Source organism: Alkalibacterium putridalgicola, assembly GCF_900109825.1.
In the GTDB taxonomy this organism is placed as follows: domain Bacteria; phylum Bacillota; class Bacilli; order Lactobacillales; family Carnobacteriaceae_A; genus Alkalibacterium; species Alkalibacterium putridalgicola.
Genome location: NZ_FOBL01000028.1, coordinates 16,974 through 33,065, shown reverse-complemented (window position 1 = coordinate 33,065; position 16,092 = coordinate 16,974). Strand labels below are relative to the sequence as shown.

At 44.2% G+C, this 16,092-nt stretch carries 17 protein-coding genes and 1 riboswitch; of the genes, 3 read left to right on the top strand and 14 right to left on the bottom strand.

The window, feature by feature from the left end; genetic code table 11:
- Nucleotides 1–210: 210 nt before the first annotated feature.
- Entirely contained in the window at nucleotides 211–435 is a 225-nt protein-coding gene (locus tag BMX84_RS09410; protein WP_091489183.1) for a hypothetical protein, read from the bottom strand.
- 173 nt (nucleotides 436–608) lie between these two features.
- The gene (locus BMX84_RS09405) at nucleotides 609–1,802 is read right to left on the bottom strand and encodes an L-lactate MFS transporter (RefSeq protein ID WP_177165530.1); all 1,194 of its coding nucleotides are present in this window, start codon (nucleotides 1,800–1,802) and stop codon (nucleotides 609–611) included.
- Between the two features lie 235 nt (nucleotides 1,803–2,037).
- Here BMX84_RS09405 and BMX84_RS09400 point away from each other — a divergent pair, with 235 nt between their 5' ends.
- Nucleotides 2,038–2,949, top strand: coding sequence for an AEC family transporter (locus BMX84_RS09400; protein ID WP_091489180.1), 912 nt, complete (start codon nucleotides 2,038–2,040; stop codon nucleotides 2,947–2,949).
- Nucleotides 2,950–3,030: 81 nt separating this feature from the next.
- On the top strand, nucleotides 3,031–3,855 hold the full coding sequence (locus BMX84_RS09395; RefSeq protein ID WP_091489178.1) for an aldo/keto reductase: 825 nt from the start codon (nucleotides 3,031–3,033) through the stop codon (nucleotides 3,853–3,855).
- Between the two features lie 83 nt (nucleotides 3,856–3,938).
- Here BMX84_RS09395 and BMX84_RS09390 read toward each other — a convergent pair whose 3' ends face one another.
- On the bottom strand, nucleotides 3,939–4,112 hold the full coding sequence (locus tag BMX84_RS09390; RefSeq protein ID WP_091489176.1) for a PspC domain-containing protein: 174 nt from the start codon (nucleotides 4,110–4,112) through the stop codon (nucleotides 3,939–3,941).
- A gap of 414 nt (nucleotides 4,113–4,526) precedes the next feature.
- Between BMX84_RS09390 and BMX84_RS09385 the strand changes: the two genes are divergently transcribed.
- Nucleotides 4,527–5,222, top strand: a complete 696-nt coding sequence (locus BMX84_RS09385) for a hypothetical protein (RefSeq protein ID WP_177165529.1) — start codon at nucleotides 4,527–4,529, stop codon at nucleotides 5,220–5,222.
- A 239-nt stretch (nucleotides 5,223–5,461) separates the two neighbouring features.
- Here the strand turns inward: BMX84_RS09385 and BMX84_RS09380 are convergent, their stop codons facing one another.
- The 11 genes from BMX84_RS09380 to BMX84_RS09330 form a co-directional block, all read right to left on the bottom strand.
- The gene (locus BMX84_RS09380; RefSeq protein WP_091489172.1) at nucleotides 5,462–6,121 is read right to left on the bottom strand and encodes an HAD family hydrolase; all 660 of its coding nucleotides are present in this window, start codon (nucleotides 6,119–6,121) and stop codon (nucleotides 5,462–5,464) included.
- A complete protein-coding gene (ribH, locus tag BMX84_RS09375) occupies nucleotides 6,121–6,585 on the bottom strand; it encodes a 6,7-dimethyl-8-ribityllumazine synthase (protein WP_091489170.1) in 465 nt (154 codons plus the stop codon). The genes BMX84_RS09380 and ribH overlap by 1 nt, the downstream gene beginning before the upstream one ends.
- A 30-nt stretch (nucleotides 6,586–6,615) precedes the next feature.
- Nucleotides 6,616–7,809 (bottom strand): bifunctional 3,4-dihydroxy-2-butanone-4-phosphate synthase/GTP cyclohydrolase II, encoded by a 1,194-nt coding sequence (locus tag BMX84_RS09370; RefSeq protein WP_091489168.1) that lies wholly within the window; start codon nucleotides 7,807–7,809, stop codon nucleotides 6,616–6,618.
- A 20-nt stretch (nucleotides 7,810–7,829) separates the two neighbouring features.
- Nucleotides 7,830–8,480 (bottom strand): riboflavin synthase, encoded by a 651-nt coding sequence (locus BMX84_RS09365; protein ID WP_091489166.1) that lies wholly within the window; start codon nucleotides 8,478–8,480, stop codon nucleotides 7,830–7,832.
- Nucleotides 8,481–9,575, bottom strand: a complete 1,095-nt coding sequence (ribD, locus tag BMX84_RS09360; protein WP_091489164.1) for a bifunctional diaminohydroxyphosphoribosylaminopyrimidine deaminase/5-amino-6-(5-phosphoribosylamino)uracil reductase RibD — start codon at nucleotides 9,573–9,575, stop codon at nucleotides 8,481–8,483. It lies immediately after the preceding gene.
- 225 nt (nucleotides 9,576–9,800) lie between these two features.
- Nucleotides 9,801–9,914: riboswitch (FMN riboswitch) on the bottom strand.
- 52 nt (nucleotides 9,915–9,966) lie between these two features.
- A complete protein-coding gene (locus BMX84_RS09355) occupies nucleotides 9,967–11,181 on the bottom strand; it encodes an acetyl-CoA C-acetyltransferase (protein ID WP_091489162.1) in 1,215 nt (404 codons plus the stop codon).
- Entirely contained in the window at nucleotides 11,182–11,793 is a 612-nt protein-coding gene (locus BMX84_RS09350) for a TetR/AcrR family transcriptional regulator (protein WP_091489159.1), read from the bottom strand.
- 64 nt (nucleotides 11,794–11,857) lie between these two features.
- The gene (locus BMX84_RS09345) at nucleotides 11,858–12,670 is read right to left on the bottom strand and encodes an alpha/beta fold hydrolase (RefSeq protein WP_091489157.1); all 813 of its coding nucleotides are present in this window, start codon (nucleotides 12,668–12,670) and stop codon (nucleotides 11,858–11,860) included.
- Nucleotides 12,645–13,982 (bottom strand): acetyl-CoA hydrolase/transferase family protein, encoded by a 1,338-nt coding sequence (locus tag BMX84_RS09340; RefSeq protein WP_091489154.1) that lies wholly within the window; start codon nucleotides 13,980–13,982, stop codon nucleotides 12,645–12,647. Before BMX84_RS09340 ends, BMX84_RS09345 begins: the two co-directional genes overlap by 26 nt.
- A gap of 84 nt (nucleotides 13,983–14,066) precedes the next feature.
- On the bottom strand, nucleotides 14,067–15,344 hold the full coding sequence (locus BMX84_RS09335) for an ABC transporter substrate-binding protein (protein WP_091489152.1): 1,278 nt from the start codon (nucleotides 15,342–15,344) through the stop codon (nucleotides 14,067–14,069).
- 30 nt (nucleotides 15,345–15,374) lie between these two features.
- Nucleotides 15,375–16,088: an ABC transporter ATP-binding protein gene (locus BMX84_RS09330; protein ID WP_091489186.1), complete on the bottom strand. Its 714-nt coding sequence runs from the start codon at nucleotides 16,086–16,088 to the stop codon at nucleotides 15,375–15,377.
- Between the last annotated feature and the right edge of the window lie 4 nt (nucleotides 16,089–16,092).

Genomic DNA, 16,092 nt, shown 5'->3' with positions numbered 1-16,092 from the left:
CTTCATTGGACGTACTCATCGACCTTTGGGATTTCACCACTCCCAATGCAGTCTTCATTGGACGTACTCACCGACCTTTTGGATTTCGCTACTGCTAATGCAGTCTTCATTGAACGTACTCAGCTGCCTTTGGGATTTCACCACTCCTAATACGCCATTATAAGAAAGGAAAAAGCTACTCTAAAAGAAGAGTAGCTTTCAATTTAGTCTTTATAAAAGAGTCGCGTCAAGATAACCCATTTTACGCGCTTCTATAATACGTTTCTGATCTTCTTCTGAAATATCAAGTAAGGATGGCTCATCCAGAACGTTCTGATAACCGTGTTCATTTACACCTTCCATTATAACCTTTTTATCGATACCGGTCACGATCGCCAGTATCTCTGCCGGATGCTTGTCTTTTGCATGTTCATCCGAAACTTCTGTGAATAACATGACGCATTCTCCTTTCTCTTCCTTCCACCTATTTTCATTTTCAGTATAGCATAAATGAAAGCGTTTGAACAGAATAACCCGTCTCCTCTTTTGCATGTTTAAAACAAAAAAGAGACTGGAAATCCAGTCTCTTCTCACTATAATACATGATTATCGATAAAACATTCATATTCTTAATAAGCCGTTTTGGGTGGTCTGACGAAAAGCGTCAGTACTAATCCAACCAGCGAAAGAATACTTGCGATCAGAAAGGCTTGGGTATCCTGACTTGTCAGACCGAGTAAAAGTGGTCCTGCCAGAGAAGCTACACCATACGCCTGGTAGATCAATCCGTAGTTCGACCCAAAATAATATGAGCCAAAGTAATCGCTGGTGATCGCCGGAAAGGTTGCAAGAAAGCCGCCAAAGCTACTGACGATCAGAACCAGTATGATGAAATACAAGTAAGCCTGATTTGTCCACAAACTTAAAGTCAGCATGGATAAGGCCGTAATGACGAACAGCAGGCTGAATACCCGGAGACGTCCAAAAATATCCGACAATGCGCCCCATCCTATTCGTCCAAGCGCGTTCGCGACTGCGGCAACGGCGATCGAATAGCCGGCTATCTGAGGTGAAAGCCCCACGACTTCCCGGGCTATATCCTGTGCTAAACCGATAACGACTAGTCCACTTAGACTTCCGATAAAGTAAATGACCCATAAGAGATAAAAAGTTTTCGTTTTCATCATCTGTTTCGGCTGAAAATCATTTTCGTTCACCAGAACGTGCTGGGTGCTATCTGATTTTTTGGGTACCTTCAGCATCTGTGCACCCGTCAGACCAACGACCGCATAAACCAGTCCCTGTACTAGAAAAGTTTGAGACACACCTATTTCCTGAATCAAATAACTGAGCACAAAATTAAATACAAATCCGCCAAGACCAAAGGCCCCAACGATGATTCCCGTGACCATCCCTTTTTTCTTTGGATACCATTTCAATGATGTCGACAACGGACAGACGTAAACCATCCCGACACCGATCCCGCCCAGTACACTATATCCCAAATAAAGGACCGGAAGTGTTCGAGCCATCGAAGCCACGATCAAACCTATACTGAAAAATATGATACCGATAGTACCTACTTTTCTCGGTCCGATCTTATCCTGAAGACGCCCGGAGTAAATGGTCACTAGTGCAAAAATAAACACGATCAGCGAGTAGGCTGTATAGACTTCAGTCCTGGCCCAGCCATATGTATCGACGAGCGGCTGATTGAATAGGCTCCATGTATAGATACCGCCAATACAGAGCTGCATCAGTACTCCGCCCAGCAGCACCTGCCACCTTTTTGTTTCTCTCGAATCTTTTGTTTTTTCTTTCATTTTCATCTCCCCTTTTTTAAAAGTATAATGAAGCAGTCCCGAAAAATAAATAGAAAATCCTCTTTTAAAATGGTATTTTAATGTCACCGTTTGATGCATTTAAATATTATATTTATTATTTTGTTTATTGCATCATAAAAAACCACTATACCATAACCTGATCATTCTTTAAAAACTTCTCTGTTTCAAATTGAAACATGTTATACTATATTATGTTTAGAGAGGTGTGAAAATTGTGTTAATTGTCCTTCTTCAATCCCTGCAGTTTCTGCTTATCATTATGGTTGCGTATTTATTTAAAAAAATAAAAATATTAAAAGCCACTGATGGAATCGTCTTGCAGAAAATCATTTTAAACTTGACCCTGCCTGCAACGATCGTGGTCGGCTTTAATGCGGTAACTGTGGAACCCATCTTATTTATCATGATATCTCTAGGTTTGCTTTCCAATATCGGCCTGGTCATGATCGGTGGTTTTATATGGCGGAAAAAAGATGCACCAGATCAATCGCTCATGATGTTCAGTCAGGCCGGATATAACATCGGGAATTTTACCATTCCATTCGTTCAGGGCTTTTTCCCCGCCGCGATTCCTTATATCGGAAGTTTCGATATGGGTAACGCATTAATGATATTCGGCGGTACCCCTCTGATCGTAGATAAACTGACCCATCAACAAAGATCGAACAACAATTTATTCAGAACCTTCATTGGGTTATTCCGATCCCCTTCATTCACCACCTACATAATCATGTTCTCACTGGCACTCACAGGTGTGGTCTTACCCGAAAACGTTCTTTCAGTCTTCCAGTTGTTCTCCAGTGGTAATGCCTTTCTCGCGATGTTTATGGTGGGTCTGTACCTAGATATACAAATCGATTTAGAGTCATTACAAAAAGTGGTGAAGCTGCTGCTTACGCGCTATACTTTAGGTATCGGCTTAGCGCTTGTGTTCTACTTCTTCCTGCCTTTACCCGATATCGTACGCCTGTCCCTTGTACTTTTGGCTCTGGCACCGATCGGAACAGTAGCAACGATAAATATCATCACGTACGGAACGGAACGTTCATTATCTAGTTTTCTTGCTTCAGTCAGTATCATCATTTCACTGATTCTTATGACCCTTGCGCTGGTCTTTATTTTATAAAAGTGTCCCTAGTTCAATGGAATTGTTCCCGTTTACATTTTAAGGTAAACTGAATGTATTATAAGGGAAAGAAGGTAAATCATGACGAATACCATACCAACCTATACATTAAGTGACGGCTTGACTGTACCGGTCGTCGGTTTCGGGACCGATAAACTAAAAGGTGCTAAAGGTGTTTCATCTATCAAACAGGCTCTGCAAAATGGTTACCGTTTTATCGATACAGCTTACAGTTATGAAAATGAAGCAACGGTAGGTAAAGCTGTGAAAGAAAGTGGACTGAACCGTTCGGAGATCCTGATTTCTTCAAAACTGCCGGAAAAATATCATCAGTATGATCTAGCGATTCCTGCCATTCAGGAATCACTTTACCGTGCAGGCCTTGACTATTACGATCTCTACCTCATTCACTGGCCGGATCCTGAACAGGATAAGTACGTCGAAGCCTGGCAGGCCCTGATCGATGCACAAAAATTCGGACTGATTCGTTCCATCGGTGTCTCAAACTTCCATCCTGAACATCTTGACCGATTAAAAGCAGAAACGGGTATCGTCCCGGTCATCAATCAGATTCAGACGCACCCTTACTATATTCAGGACAAACTTATCGATGGAAACAATGCACACGCTATTCAGACACAGTCCTGGAGTCCTCTGGGCAACCGAATGGCCGATGATCTGCTGGATAACCAGACGATCAAATCCATCGCTGAGAACTACAACAAATCGATCGGACAAACGATCCTGCGCTGGCAGGTCCAGTCCGGTTTCATGCCAATCCCATGTTCCAGTTCCTCCAGTCATCAAAAAGAGAACCTGCATCTCTTTGATTTTGAACTCTCAGACAATGAAATGCACACGATCAGCAATTTATCTAAACCTGATGGAGACATTTACGGCGGATAAACAAAGCAAGACGACAGCAAAAAGCTCTTTAAGGACCGAGCATACGGTCTTTAAAGAGCTTTTTTACACTGTTATCCTTAACGCTACTCTTCCGGCATGATCACAGCAAGAATGATATAAAGCAGCAGATTGGACGGAAGAATGATGAATAAGATCCTTACCGCCAGAGATGAAATACCAAAGAATTCTGCGATCCCTCCACAGACACCTGCGATCACACGGTCAGTAGACGATTTTGTTAATTTTTTTCCATTCATTTTTATGCCTCCTTCATTCACTTGTTATCTACAGTTTAACTTAAATCCTTTATGTATTCTAATAGAATCCCTCCTCTGAACAAAACGCATACATTACCCAACCTGCTAGACAAAATTTCTTCTGACCAAGTCTATTTATTCCAGCGATCCATCTGAAGATATTTATTGTTATTCAATCAATTTAAAAGTGTCCCATCTTCTAGCTCCATTGATAATTAAACGCAATCAAAAGCCATGCTGACATTCCCAAGAATTCAACGCCTGTCTGATAAAAACAGACACCTCCTGGGTCAATCTTAAAAGCTATCATTTTTCTTTTATCCTTTAATGACGTACACTATTGATAAATCTATACTCTACAGAAAGGAGAGCAGTGTCCGGAATCGTGACACGAGATATATGACTTCCTCTTTTATGTTAATGTTAAGTTTTTCTTTGATTCATTTTTTCTCAAAGTATCTATCTTTACCAAAAAATCATCGGCAGCGTTTTCTTTCTCTTTCAGCAGGAATAGGTGTGGCTTACGTTTTTATTCATCTATGGCCACAAATTGCTGAATCTCAGCAATTATTTTCCAAGGAGGTTCAATGGCTACAAGGTAGTTTGCTGCATCATGCTTTATATTTAACTGCATTAGGCGGGCTCATCATCTTTTTCTCCATTTATCGTCTAGTGTCGCATATCGATAGTGAACGAAAGGAATCTGTCGAATCAGGATTATTCTGGGCTCACCTCGGTTTTTTCTTTTTATATAATTTCATCATCGGTATTCTGGTCACTTATCAGTCGAGATGGGTTTCATCGATGTTTGTCTTTTTTATAGCATTTGGTTTACATTTTATTGCAAATGACTGGCATTTAAGACTTCACCATAAATATATATATGATAAATATGGGCGTTTTGTTTTATCCATCAGTATAGTGTTGGGTTATCTATTCGGGACATGGATCAGCTTTCCGGAGTATATTGTTGGTGTTTTGGAAGCATTCATTACCGGTTCGATGGTCTTAAATGTAATTAAAAGTGAACTCCCTTCTGAAAAAAGTGGAAGTTTAGAAGGCTTTCTGACAGGGGTCGCTGGTGGAGCTTCCCTATTTATTCTACTGTAATGGCCTGAAAACACTGCCTGTTCAATGCTCGACTATGTGTTCAACTTCAATACTGTTACGCTTCATATTTTTAATTGAACAAAAGAAAATCCGGTCGATAACAGGCTGTCGGTCTGAAAGTGATAATCATAACGGTTTTAATTAACCTTCTTTAATATCTCATGAGACGCAGAATGTGTTAAGGCGTAGAGTGAAAAAGGTAGTGACAGACTGAAACAGAGTCTGTCACTACCTTTTTATTATAAAATATTTTTCAGTTCGCTGATATCGTTTATGCTCATATCTGCCTTTTCCAGCTCTTCTTTCTGACCGAAGCCGTAAGTACAACCGATCGCATAGGTCTCATCCATTTCGCCTACTTCAAGATCCTGATGTCTGTCTCCAACAATCACATACTCAGACGGATAGTTGTGCTTGAAGTCCGCCACGATTTCCTTCTTCGACTTACTAAATCCATACATTTCAGTACAGTACATATCGGTAAAGTAGTTTCTCAAGTTGAACATATCCGCATGAGACTCCATATAATCGATGGAACAGTTACTCAGGAAAACCAATGTATATTTTTCTTTCAGATACGCCAGTGTTTCTAACGCAGCTGGATATAAATGGGCTTCTTTCCTGCTTATCTTATCGACCATCGTCTCTCCGATCAGACGCGAAGCCTCCGTTTTATGGGCATCCACTAAATCCGGCATAAACAGCTCCCACATTTCTGTTTTACTGTAACCCAGCCAGCGCGTGATCTCCTTATCCTGGAAAACTTTTTCAGGAGCTTGCTCATTTTCAACAAGATACGCATAGGCGCGTTTGAAGGCCGGAATGTATATCCGGCCGCTGTCGTGCAGCGTACCGTCATAATCGAAAATGATGGTCTTGACGTTGCTGAAGTCCTTCATTACGACAGCTTCTTCAGCAAGTTAGCCATTTCTATAGCGCCAACAGCCATATCTACTCCTTTGTTTCCTGCTTTCGTGCCGGCACGTTCAATGGCCTGTTCGATATTCTCAGTCGTCAGGACGCCAAACATCACAGGAACACCCGTTGCATCTGAAGCAGCAGAAACCCCTTTAGCCACTTCCGAACAGACATAATCATAATGTGTCGTTGCGCCTCTGATGACGGCTCCTAAAGTGATGATTGCATCGTATTTTCGGGATGCTGCCATTTTTTTAGCCACCAGCGGGATCTCGTAAGCCCCAGGGACCCATGCCACATCTATGTCAGACTCCTCAACGCCGTGTCTTACCAATGTACCCGTTGCGCCATCAAGCAGTCTGGAACCGATAAAGTCGTTGAATCGTCCAACAACGATCCCTATTTTCAAATCTGTCCCTACTAATTGTCCTTGGATCGTATTCATTTTTCATCCATTCCTTCCAGAATATAATTTTTATAAATCTAAATAGTGACCCATTTTATTTTTCTTTGTTGCAAGATAATCTCTGTCTTCATCGGTTATTGTCGTCTGGATCGGGATCCGGTTCTCGATTTTCAGTCCGTACTTATCAAGCGTGGAAATTTTGATCGGGTTGTTCGTCATCAGGTTCAAGCGACTGACACCCAGGTCGTCAAAAATCTGCTTGCATTCATAATATTCTCTTGCATCCACAGGCAGTCCAAGCAGCAGGTTGGCTTCGATCGTATCGTGTCCCTGATCCTGAAGGGCATACGCCTTGATTTTATTGACCAGACCGATACCGCGCCCTTCCTGACGCATATAGACGAGGACACCGCGACCTTCTTCAGCGATTTTTTCTAGAGCTGTTTCCAGCTGTTCCCCGCAGTCACATTTTTTCGAACCAAAGACATCGCCCGTCAGGCATTCGGAATGTATACGGGTCAAGACTGGTTCGCCATCGGAAACATCCCCTTTGACCAAAGCAACATGATGCTCCCCTGTGAATTTATGTTCATAAGCATAAATGTCAAAGTCACCATATTTCGTTGGAAGCTTGGCCTTTGATTCTCGTACGATAAGCTCTTCGTTGGCTTTTCTGTATTCGATCAGATCTGTGATCGTCCCGATTTTCAGGTCGTGTTCTTCTGCAATCTTAAGCAGATCATCCCGTCTGGCCATCGATCCATCGTCATTCATGATCTCGCAGCACAAGCCAACGGGTTTAAGTCCAGACAAACGCATCAAGTCGACGGTGGCTTCTGTGTGACCGTTTCTTGCCAGCACGCCGCCTTCCACTGCTTCCAGCGGAAACATATGCCCCGGGCGCTTGAAATCGTTCGGTGTGGCACCTTCTTCGACCGTTTTCATGGCAGTAAGCGAACGTTCACCCGCTGAGATACCCGTTGTTGTGTCTGCATGATCGATCGAAATCGTGAAGGCTGTGGTATGTTCATCCGTGTTCAATGAACTCATCTGCGGCAGACCCAGTTTTTTTGTATACTCTTTAGTCATCGGCATACAGATCAGTCCGCGGGCGTATTTCGCCATAAAATTCACGTTTTCAGGTGTCGCAAATTCAGCGGCACACACAAAGTCTCCTTCGTTTTCTCTGTCTTCATCGTCAACGATGATGACGTTTTTCCCCTGCTTCAAATCTTCCAGCAGGTCTTCGATTTTATCAAACATCTCTTTGCTCCTATCTTTTATTAAAACCCGTTATTTTTTAAAAATGCTTCAGTCAGTGCTGATTTCTGGACCTCTTTTTGGGAAGACAGCCCCAGAAGTTTTTCCACATACTTTCCGATCAGATCGACTTCCAGATTCACCTTATCGCCAACAGCATGCTTAAGGAGTGTCGTTTCTTCAGCCGTGTGCGGAATGATGGAAACTTTGAAGTCGTTATCAGAGACAGCTGCGACAGTCAGGCTGATGCCGTCAATGGCTATCGATCCTTTTTCAATAATGTAGCGCAAAAGCTCCGGGCCTGCCTTGACCGTGATCCATACCGCATTGTCATCCTTTTTGAAATCAGTAATGATGCCCGTTCCGTCGATATGACCGCTGACCATATGTCCGCCCAAACGGGTCTGCAAATTAAGTGCCCGTTCCAGATTGATTTTACTGCCGCTGGACATATCACCCAAAGAGGTCCGGTCCAGCGTTTCCGACATCACATCGACAGTAAACTCAGTGTCCGTCATGCTGGTGACCGTCAGACAGATTCCGCTGGTCATGATGCTGTCACCGATTTTAGTATCCTCAAGGACTTTATCAGCTTTGATCGTCAGTTCGCTTGATTTAGCACCTTTCTTAACTCTTTTCAATTCTCCGATCTCTTCTACGATACCTGTAAACATTCAGTTTTCCTCCCGTAAATAGCCTTCTACAAATATATCTTCGTTTAATTTTGTCACCTGCAAGTCTGAAAGACCATAGGCGTCTTTGATCGTTTCCACTCCACGTCCCATGACTGGTGATATGGCTTCTGCACCCCCGATGATTTTCGGTGCGATATAGATAGTGACTTTATCCACGATCCCCGCTTCTAAAGCCGCTGCATTCAAGGTGCCGCCACCTTCAAGCAGGATACTATCTATTCCTTTTTTTCCAAGTTCAGAACGTGCTGCTTTCAAATCCACTTTTTCATCCCGTTCAGGAACGGTCAGAACTTCCACACCCAGTTTTTCTATCTCCCGCCGCATGCTCAGCGGTGCATGTTCTGTTGTAAGGATCAGCGTCTGGGCTTCATCTTGATCTTTCAAGATTTTGGAATCAAGCGGGACACGTAACTGACTATCCAGTAGGATGCGCACCGGGTTCGGGTAGCCCGGCACCCGGCAGGTGAGCTGAGGATCGTCTTTCAATACCGTACCGATGCCTACCATGATGCCTGATAAATAGCCTCTCAGGTGATGCGCATGTTCTCTGGATTTTTCTGAAGAGATCCACTTCGAATCCCCTGTTTGTGTTGCGATCTTGCCATCCAGGGACATCGCATACTTCATCAGGACAAAAGGGGTCTGGGTCGTGATGAATTTATTGAACACCTCGTTCAGCTTATTGCTCTCTGCTTCCAGCACACCTTCAACGACCTCGATCCCTGCTTTTCTCAGGCGGTCGAGCCCCCTGCCGGAAACAAGCGGGTTAGGATCCATGGCTGCGACCACGACTTTTTTCAGTTTCCTGTCGATGATCAGATCGGAACAGGGAGGTGTCTTTCCGTAATGAGAACACGGTTCAAGGGTGACATATATCGTCCCCCCCTCCACCGGTTCTGTGGCTGAATCGATTGCGTTGACCTCTGCATGGGCTTCACCAAATCTTTCATGATAGCCTTCACCGATGATCTGACCATTTTTAACGATCACAGCACCGACCATTGGATTGGGAGAAGTGAACCCCCGCCCTTTCTCAGCCAGTTCCAGCGCACGTTTCATGTATTTTCTATCCATTGATCTATCCTTTCCCTGCATTAAAAAAGCCCCGAATCACTGTAGATTCAGGGCAACGCAAATAGGTCTCTGACTTAATACACTATATCACAAAAGAGTCTGACCCTCTTGTCTGACCCTATAAAAAATGCCCTGGAATAAAAAATTCCAGGGCATTCAAAATACAACGTCAGTTTAGCTGAACACTCCTCCATGGACTATTCAGACTGATAGTTATGTCATTGATACTGTCTTCTTTCATCCAGACTATACTGTCGGCTTCGGAATCTGACCGAATCTGCCTTGCGGCTCGTGGGCTATACCACCGGTAGGGACTTGCACCCTGCCCTGAAGACTATTTAGTTTTGTCCATTCAATGATATAGCGGAACTGTTAGCTTGTCAATAATAACTTACTCGACGTCTGTATTTTTCACCAGAACAGCCACACCCATACCGCCGCCGATGCAAAGAGAAGCCAGACCGTATTTCAGTCCGCGCTTTTTCATGATGTGAATCAGTGTGACCAGGATACGGTTCCCGCTGGCTCCCACCGGATGGCCGAGAGCGATCGCACCACCGTTCAGATTGGTGCGTTCAAGCATATACTCTTTGCTGACGCCGAATTCATCGGATATCTCTTTAATGACGCCCAGACTTTGTGAAGCAAAGGCCTCATTCAGTTCAAACACATCGATATCCTCAAAAGTGATATCAGCTTTCTTCATTGCCTGCTTGATGGCCGGGGTCGGTCCCAGACCCATGACTGAAGGATCCACACCGCCTTGTCCGACGGCTACGATCTCGACCAGCGGTTTCAAGTCGTTCGCTTGCATATACTCTTCTCCAACAACTAAGGTCGCACTGGCCCCATCGTTGATGCCGGACGCATTGCCCGCTGTGACGGAGCCGTCTTTTTTAAAGGCCGGACGCAGACTATTCAGTTTGTCTTCAGATGTTTTACGGTTCGGGTATTCATCCGTATCCACGACCACCGTCTCTCGACGTACTTTTGTTTCAACAGGAACGATCTCGTCTTTGAATGAACCATTATCCACCGCTTCGATCGAACGCTTTTGTGATGTGATGGCAAAACTGTCCTGTTCTTCACGCGTGATGCCGTAGCGTTCCACAATATTTTCAGCCGTTACACCCATGTGATACCCTTCAAAAGCATCCGTCAAGGCATCGTCCAGCATGTGATCGCCGACTTTATAGCCTGCCATCTTATGTCCGGATCGCGTGCTTCCCGGAATCAGGTAAGGTGCCTGACTCATGGATTCGGTCCCTCCGGCAATGATGGCTTGATACTCCCCGGCTTTTACACCAAGGTATGCGTTTATCACTGTTTTCAGTCCACTCCCGCAGACCATATTCAGAGAATAAGCCGGTACTTCCACTTGGATTCCTGCTTTGATCGAGGCTTGCCTGGCAACGCCCTGACCCTGGCCGGCCGGCAAAACGTTGCCTAAGACCACTTCATCGATGTCTTCATGACTGATGCCACTTTGTTCAAGCACCCCTTTAATCGCATAGCTTCCCAGTTCTGAAGCTGACACATCTTTCAGTGCCCCTAAAAACGATCCGATCGGCGTGCGTTTAGCTCCTGCAATGTATACTTTGTTCATTTACTCCATCCTTTCATTATGTGTGTATATTCCATTGACCAGCATATCCATGACTTCATCCAGTATCGGATCAAGGTCAGTCTGATCATCAAAAATCGCATATCTTAAACCAATGAAGTTAGTGATCCCCATCAGCATGTAAGATAAGGCCTCTGGATCATAGTCTGCTATGATTTCACCTTTTTCCTGAGCAATCAGGATCTGTTTTATATAATTTTCTGAAAATTTAGTATAGTAATCGACAAATAATTTTTTGTCGACGTAAAGCGCCTGCCAGATCACATTATACATCGACGGGCGTTTCCTGACTAACCGGATGAACGTTTCGATACCCATTCGTTCTGCTTCGAGACGCGTCTCAGCTGTCCTTACACTCTCAGCGATCGTTTTTCTGATAAAGTGACCGTATTCTGATAGAATAGCCTGATACAGGCTGTGTTTATCTTCAAAATAAATATAAAAAGTCCCGATGCCTACTTCGGCGGCTTTGGTTATGTCTTTGATCGAAGTCTTGTAGTACCCTTTCTCACTGAATAACCGTTCTGCTTCCAGAATGATTTTATCTAGTGTTTCTTGGCCTTTTTCTGTTTTAGGTTGATTCACATACTTCATCGTACTTCTCCTTTAACAAACAATCAAATTTATATCATTTTATCACAAAACGATCAAGATCTTTCTATAATACATAGTTTGTCTTCATATCACTGACAAACCCCTTCAGTATACTCACGAACAAGCGCGGTTTTTCGTACATGATCGCATGGCCGCTTTTCGGTACATAGATGAGTTCAGAGCCCTTAATATGATCATTCAAATATTCCTGCTGGTAAAACGGAGTGACAAAATCATACTCCGCTCCCACGATCAGTGACGGCATGGTCAGTTCGGACAATCGGTCCTTTACATCATACCCCACTGAACTGTCAGTCAGCCGGATCATGGAACGGATAAATTTTTTGTCACCAAATAGAGGCAGCAGTATCTCTTTTCTCTTCTCCATCCACTCTCTGTTTTCCGTAAAGAACAAAGGTGAGTATATGAAAGGGATCGTCGTTAAGTAATAGGCTTCGGGATCATGAGTAGCTTTGTTCCAGGCATTGCCTACTTCTTCCAGCCAATAGGAGGTTTCCGCCGAGGTGTTGAATAAAACGAGCTTTTTTACGGCTGTTGGATAACGCAGGGCATACTGAATAGCGATTTCTCCTCCGTAAGAAATCCCGAATAAATTGACAGGTTTGTCAGTGACCTCTGAAAGCAGTTCTCTGACCGCTTCGATCTGAAGATCATGCGTGTAGGGATCGTTCATTTTATCAGACTGTCCCTGGTCTAAAAAGTCGATCAGCACCAGTTGGTTATGCTCCGATAAAGGTTGGACGAATTCTCTCCAGCTGGCAGTAGACATCATGATGCCGTTAAGTATGACTAAAGGGTCGCCTTTTCCATAGATCTCATAATACAGTTTTTTACCGCTGTTCAGCGTAAATTGCATCTAATCCCCCACCTATTATGTTCAATTCTTTTGCCTGCTGCCACAGCTCGTCTCTAAATTTAGGATGAGCGATGGCAATGAGGCGCTCTACACGTTCGTTGACCGTCGTCCCTCTCAATTCTGCCACGCCATATTCTGTTACGACATGGTCCACATCATTACGCTGCAGTGAAACAACTGCTCCTGGTGTGAGGAACGGAACGATCTTGCTTCTCTCTTCGCGTTCACCCGTCTCTTTATTTCTGATCATAGCGGTTGAATATAAGGCGATAAAGGATTTTCCGTTTTTTGCGTCCTGTGCCCCACGTGCTGTGTCTGCCTGTCCCCCTGTCCCGCTATACTGGATCGGACCGATGGACTCCGATGCACATTGACCGGTCAGATCGATCTCCAGTGTCGTATTGATCGAGACCTGGTTGTCATTTTGAGCAATAATGCTCGGGTGGTTGACATAGTTACCATCAAGGACCATCACCGACGGGTTGTCATCTACAAAATCATAAAGCAGCTGATTGCCCATGATGAATGTCGTAACGATTTTCCCTTTATGGAGGGTTTTCTTTGAACCGTTGATGACACCGGCTTGAGCCAGCTTTGCAATCTCGGAAGTCAGCATTTCCGTATGGATACCTAAGTTTTTCTTGTCATACAAGGCGGCAGCGACGGCGTTAGGTATCCCGCCGATCCCAAACTGAAGGTTATCGCCATCTTTGATGTAATCTGCAATATACTGTCCGATTTTCTTATCTTTCTCATTCGAATCGACATGCGGCAGTTCAGGCACCTCGTAATCGGCTTCGATGAAATAGTCGACTTCTGAAACATGGATCTCTACATCTCCGAATGTCCGCGGGAATTTTTTGTTCGTTTCCAGAATCACGATATCTGCTGCATCCATCATCCGTTTTTCATAAGTGTTCCCCATAGACAGCGAAACAAACCCGTGATTATCCACAGCTGAACAGACACCGACATAGATCGACGGCTGTTTATGTGCCAAGCGTTTGGTGGCTGCAAAATGCAGATTGTTGGGTATGAAACTGGCATTCCCATTTCTATGCAAAGCTCTGACAGCGGGAGAATAGAACCAGCCATTGATGAAGAACACATCTTTATACTTTTCTTCCATAAAATCAAATTTATTCATAGGCAGACAGTTCGTGACCGATACATTCTCCACCTTGTCAGCGACCAGATGAAGGGATTCCATAAAGCTGCGCCCTTCTGAACAGCCTAATCCCGTAACGATTTCATCATTCGACTTTACCAGATTCACTGCTTCTTCTGGTGTGATGATAGTCATTGAATCCATTATAAACACCTTCCTTACGATTTTTATACTCTGCTACAAGAAAGGACTAGGTTTCCCTAGCCCCTCTATTGTAATTCAAACTAATTAATTATTCCCTAAAATTTCTTCAATGCTCTTCAGCTCTTCCACAACTACCCATTCCGTTGAGCCTTCTATGCGGGAGAGATTCATTTCTTGAGTCCCTACACGCTGTCCATCTCCGAAGTCGATCTCTCCACCAAACGGATTATTGATCGGCTCGGATTCCATGGCATCGAGGTAGGCTTCCCATGTCGGTGTTTCATCACCTAAGCGATCCATCCCTTCTGTAAAGAAGTGACCTGCGATCCAGCCTGTCATAGCGTATACATTATTATCATATTCATCATCGATCCACTCATTCATCATAGCTAAACTTTCCAGTGATTCTTCTGATTCAAGATCTACCCAGCCATTTCCGTAAACATCAAATTGTCCATCGATGTCATTCCAGATTTGCTGAGAAATGCTGGCATCAACGTTGACATAAGAGGTGATCAGATCAGCCGTGCTGCCTTGAGCGACAAGCGCTTTGACGATCGTCGGGATCGTGTTCTGAATGGCTGCACCAATGACAAAATCGACATCTTCATTAACTATAGATGTAACAGCTGCCGATACATCCGTGGCTCCTGCAGGCACCTGTTCAGAAACCAGCTCAACTCCCAGATCTTCGGCTTTCTGTTCTGCACCTTTCAGCATGTCAAGGCCAGCATCATCGTTTGTATAGATGACCCCGACTTTTTCAGCCCCAAAGTCACCGACTGCACGGGAGAGCATCATTTCTCCTTCAGTCGTGTAGATGGGCTGAACCGGCATTGCTACACGGTCACTGCCTTCAGCTTGTGCATTATAAAGCTGACCGATACCCGCTGCAAAATAAACTGCAGGGATCCCATAGTCTTTGATATCATCAATCGTCGCTGCAATAACAGGTGTACCAAAATGACCGACCAGTGCGAAGACTTCTTCATCTTCCACTAAAGTTTGAAGGGCCGCACGACCGATCGCCGGATCGAATTCATCATCAGTATGCACAAATTCGATTTCTCTTCCGTGTACGCCGCCGTCATCATTGACCATCTCAAAGTATGCACGGATACCAGCGTTAAAAGGTGAACCTACTGGAGCTAGAGCACCCGAGGTTGCAGCCGAGTTTCCTACTTTAATGGAATTATCCGTTATACCTTGTGCCGGTTCTACGCTTTCTTCTGTTTCAGTATCGCTAGACCCTGTATCTTCCCCAGCGCTCGTATCCGTATCATCGTTTCCGTTTCCACAGGCGGCCAGTGTCAATGCAACTGCTGCTGTTCCTAAAATCCTTGCCCATTTTGCTTTCATCATGTTTTTTCCTCCTAGACTTTTGTCTGATTTTTAGTTTGTAACCGTTCCTAAGTAAGCTTCCGCCAATGAGGAGTCATTCATCAACTCACTGGCTTCACCTTCTTTACTGATCGAGCCTACTTCCAGTACATATGCATAGTCAGCGATCTTCAGTGTCTGTGCTGCATTCTGCTCAACGATAACGACTGTCACACCATCTTTTGCGATAGTGTTCACTATTTCTAAAATCTCTTTAACTAAAAGCGGAGCCAGTCCAAGGGAAGGTTCATCAAGAAGAAGAACTTTCGGATTATTCATCAATGCCCGTCCGATCGCCAGCATCTGCTGTTCCCCACCGGAAAGGGTCGACGCCACCTGGTTCTTTCTTTCTCTTAGGACTGGAAAATAGCCATACACCTTCTTGAAATTTTCCTGCAGCGTTTTTTTGCTTTTGATGATGTATGCCCCTATTTTCAAGTTTTCTTCTACCGTTAAGTCGCCGAATATCTGCCTCCCTTCAGGTGACTGACTGATCCCACTGGATGTGATTTTTTCTGGAGCCAGTTTATCCAATCGTTCCCCTTTAAATAAAATCGTTCCGTTAGTTGGCTTGACCACACCTGAAAGTGTCCTTAGTGTGGTTGTTTTCCCGGCACCGTTTGCGCCCAGGAGTGCAACGACCTGTCCTTCATAAACCGTGATATCGATTGCTTTTAAAGCCCGGATCGGGCCATAGTGCACTTCCAGATTTTTGATTTCCAATATCGGT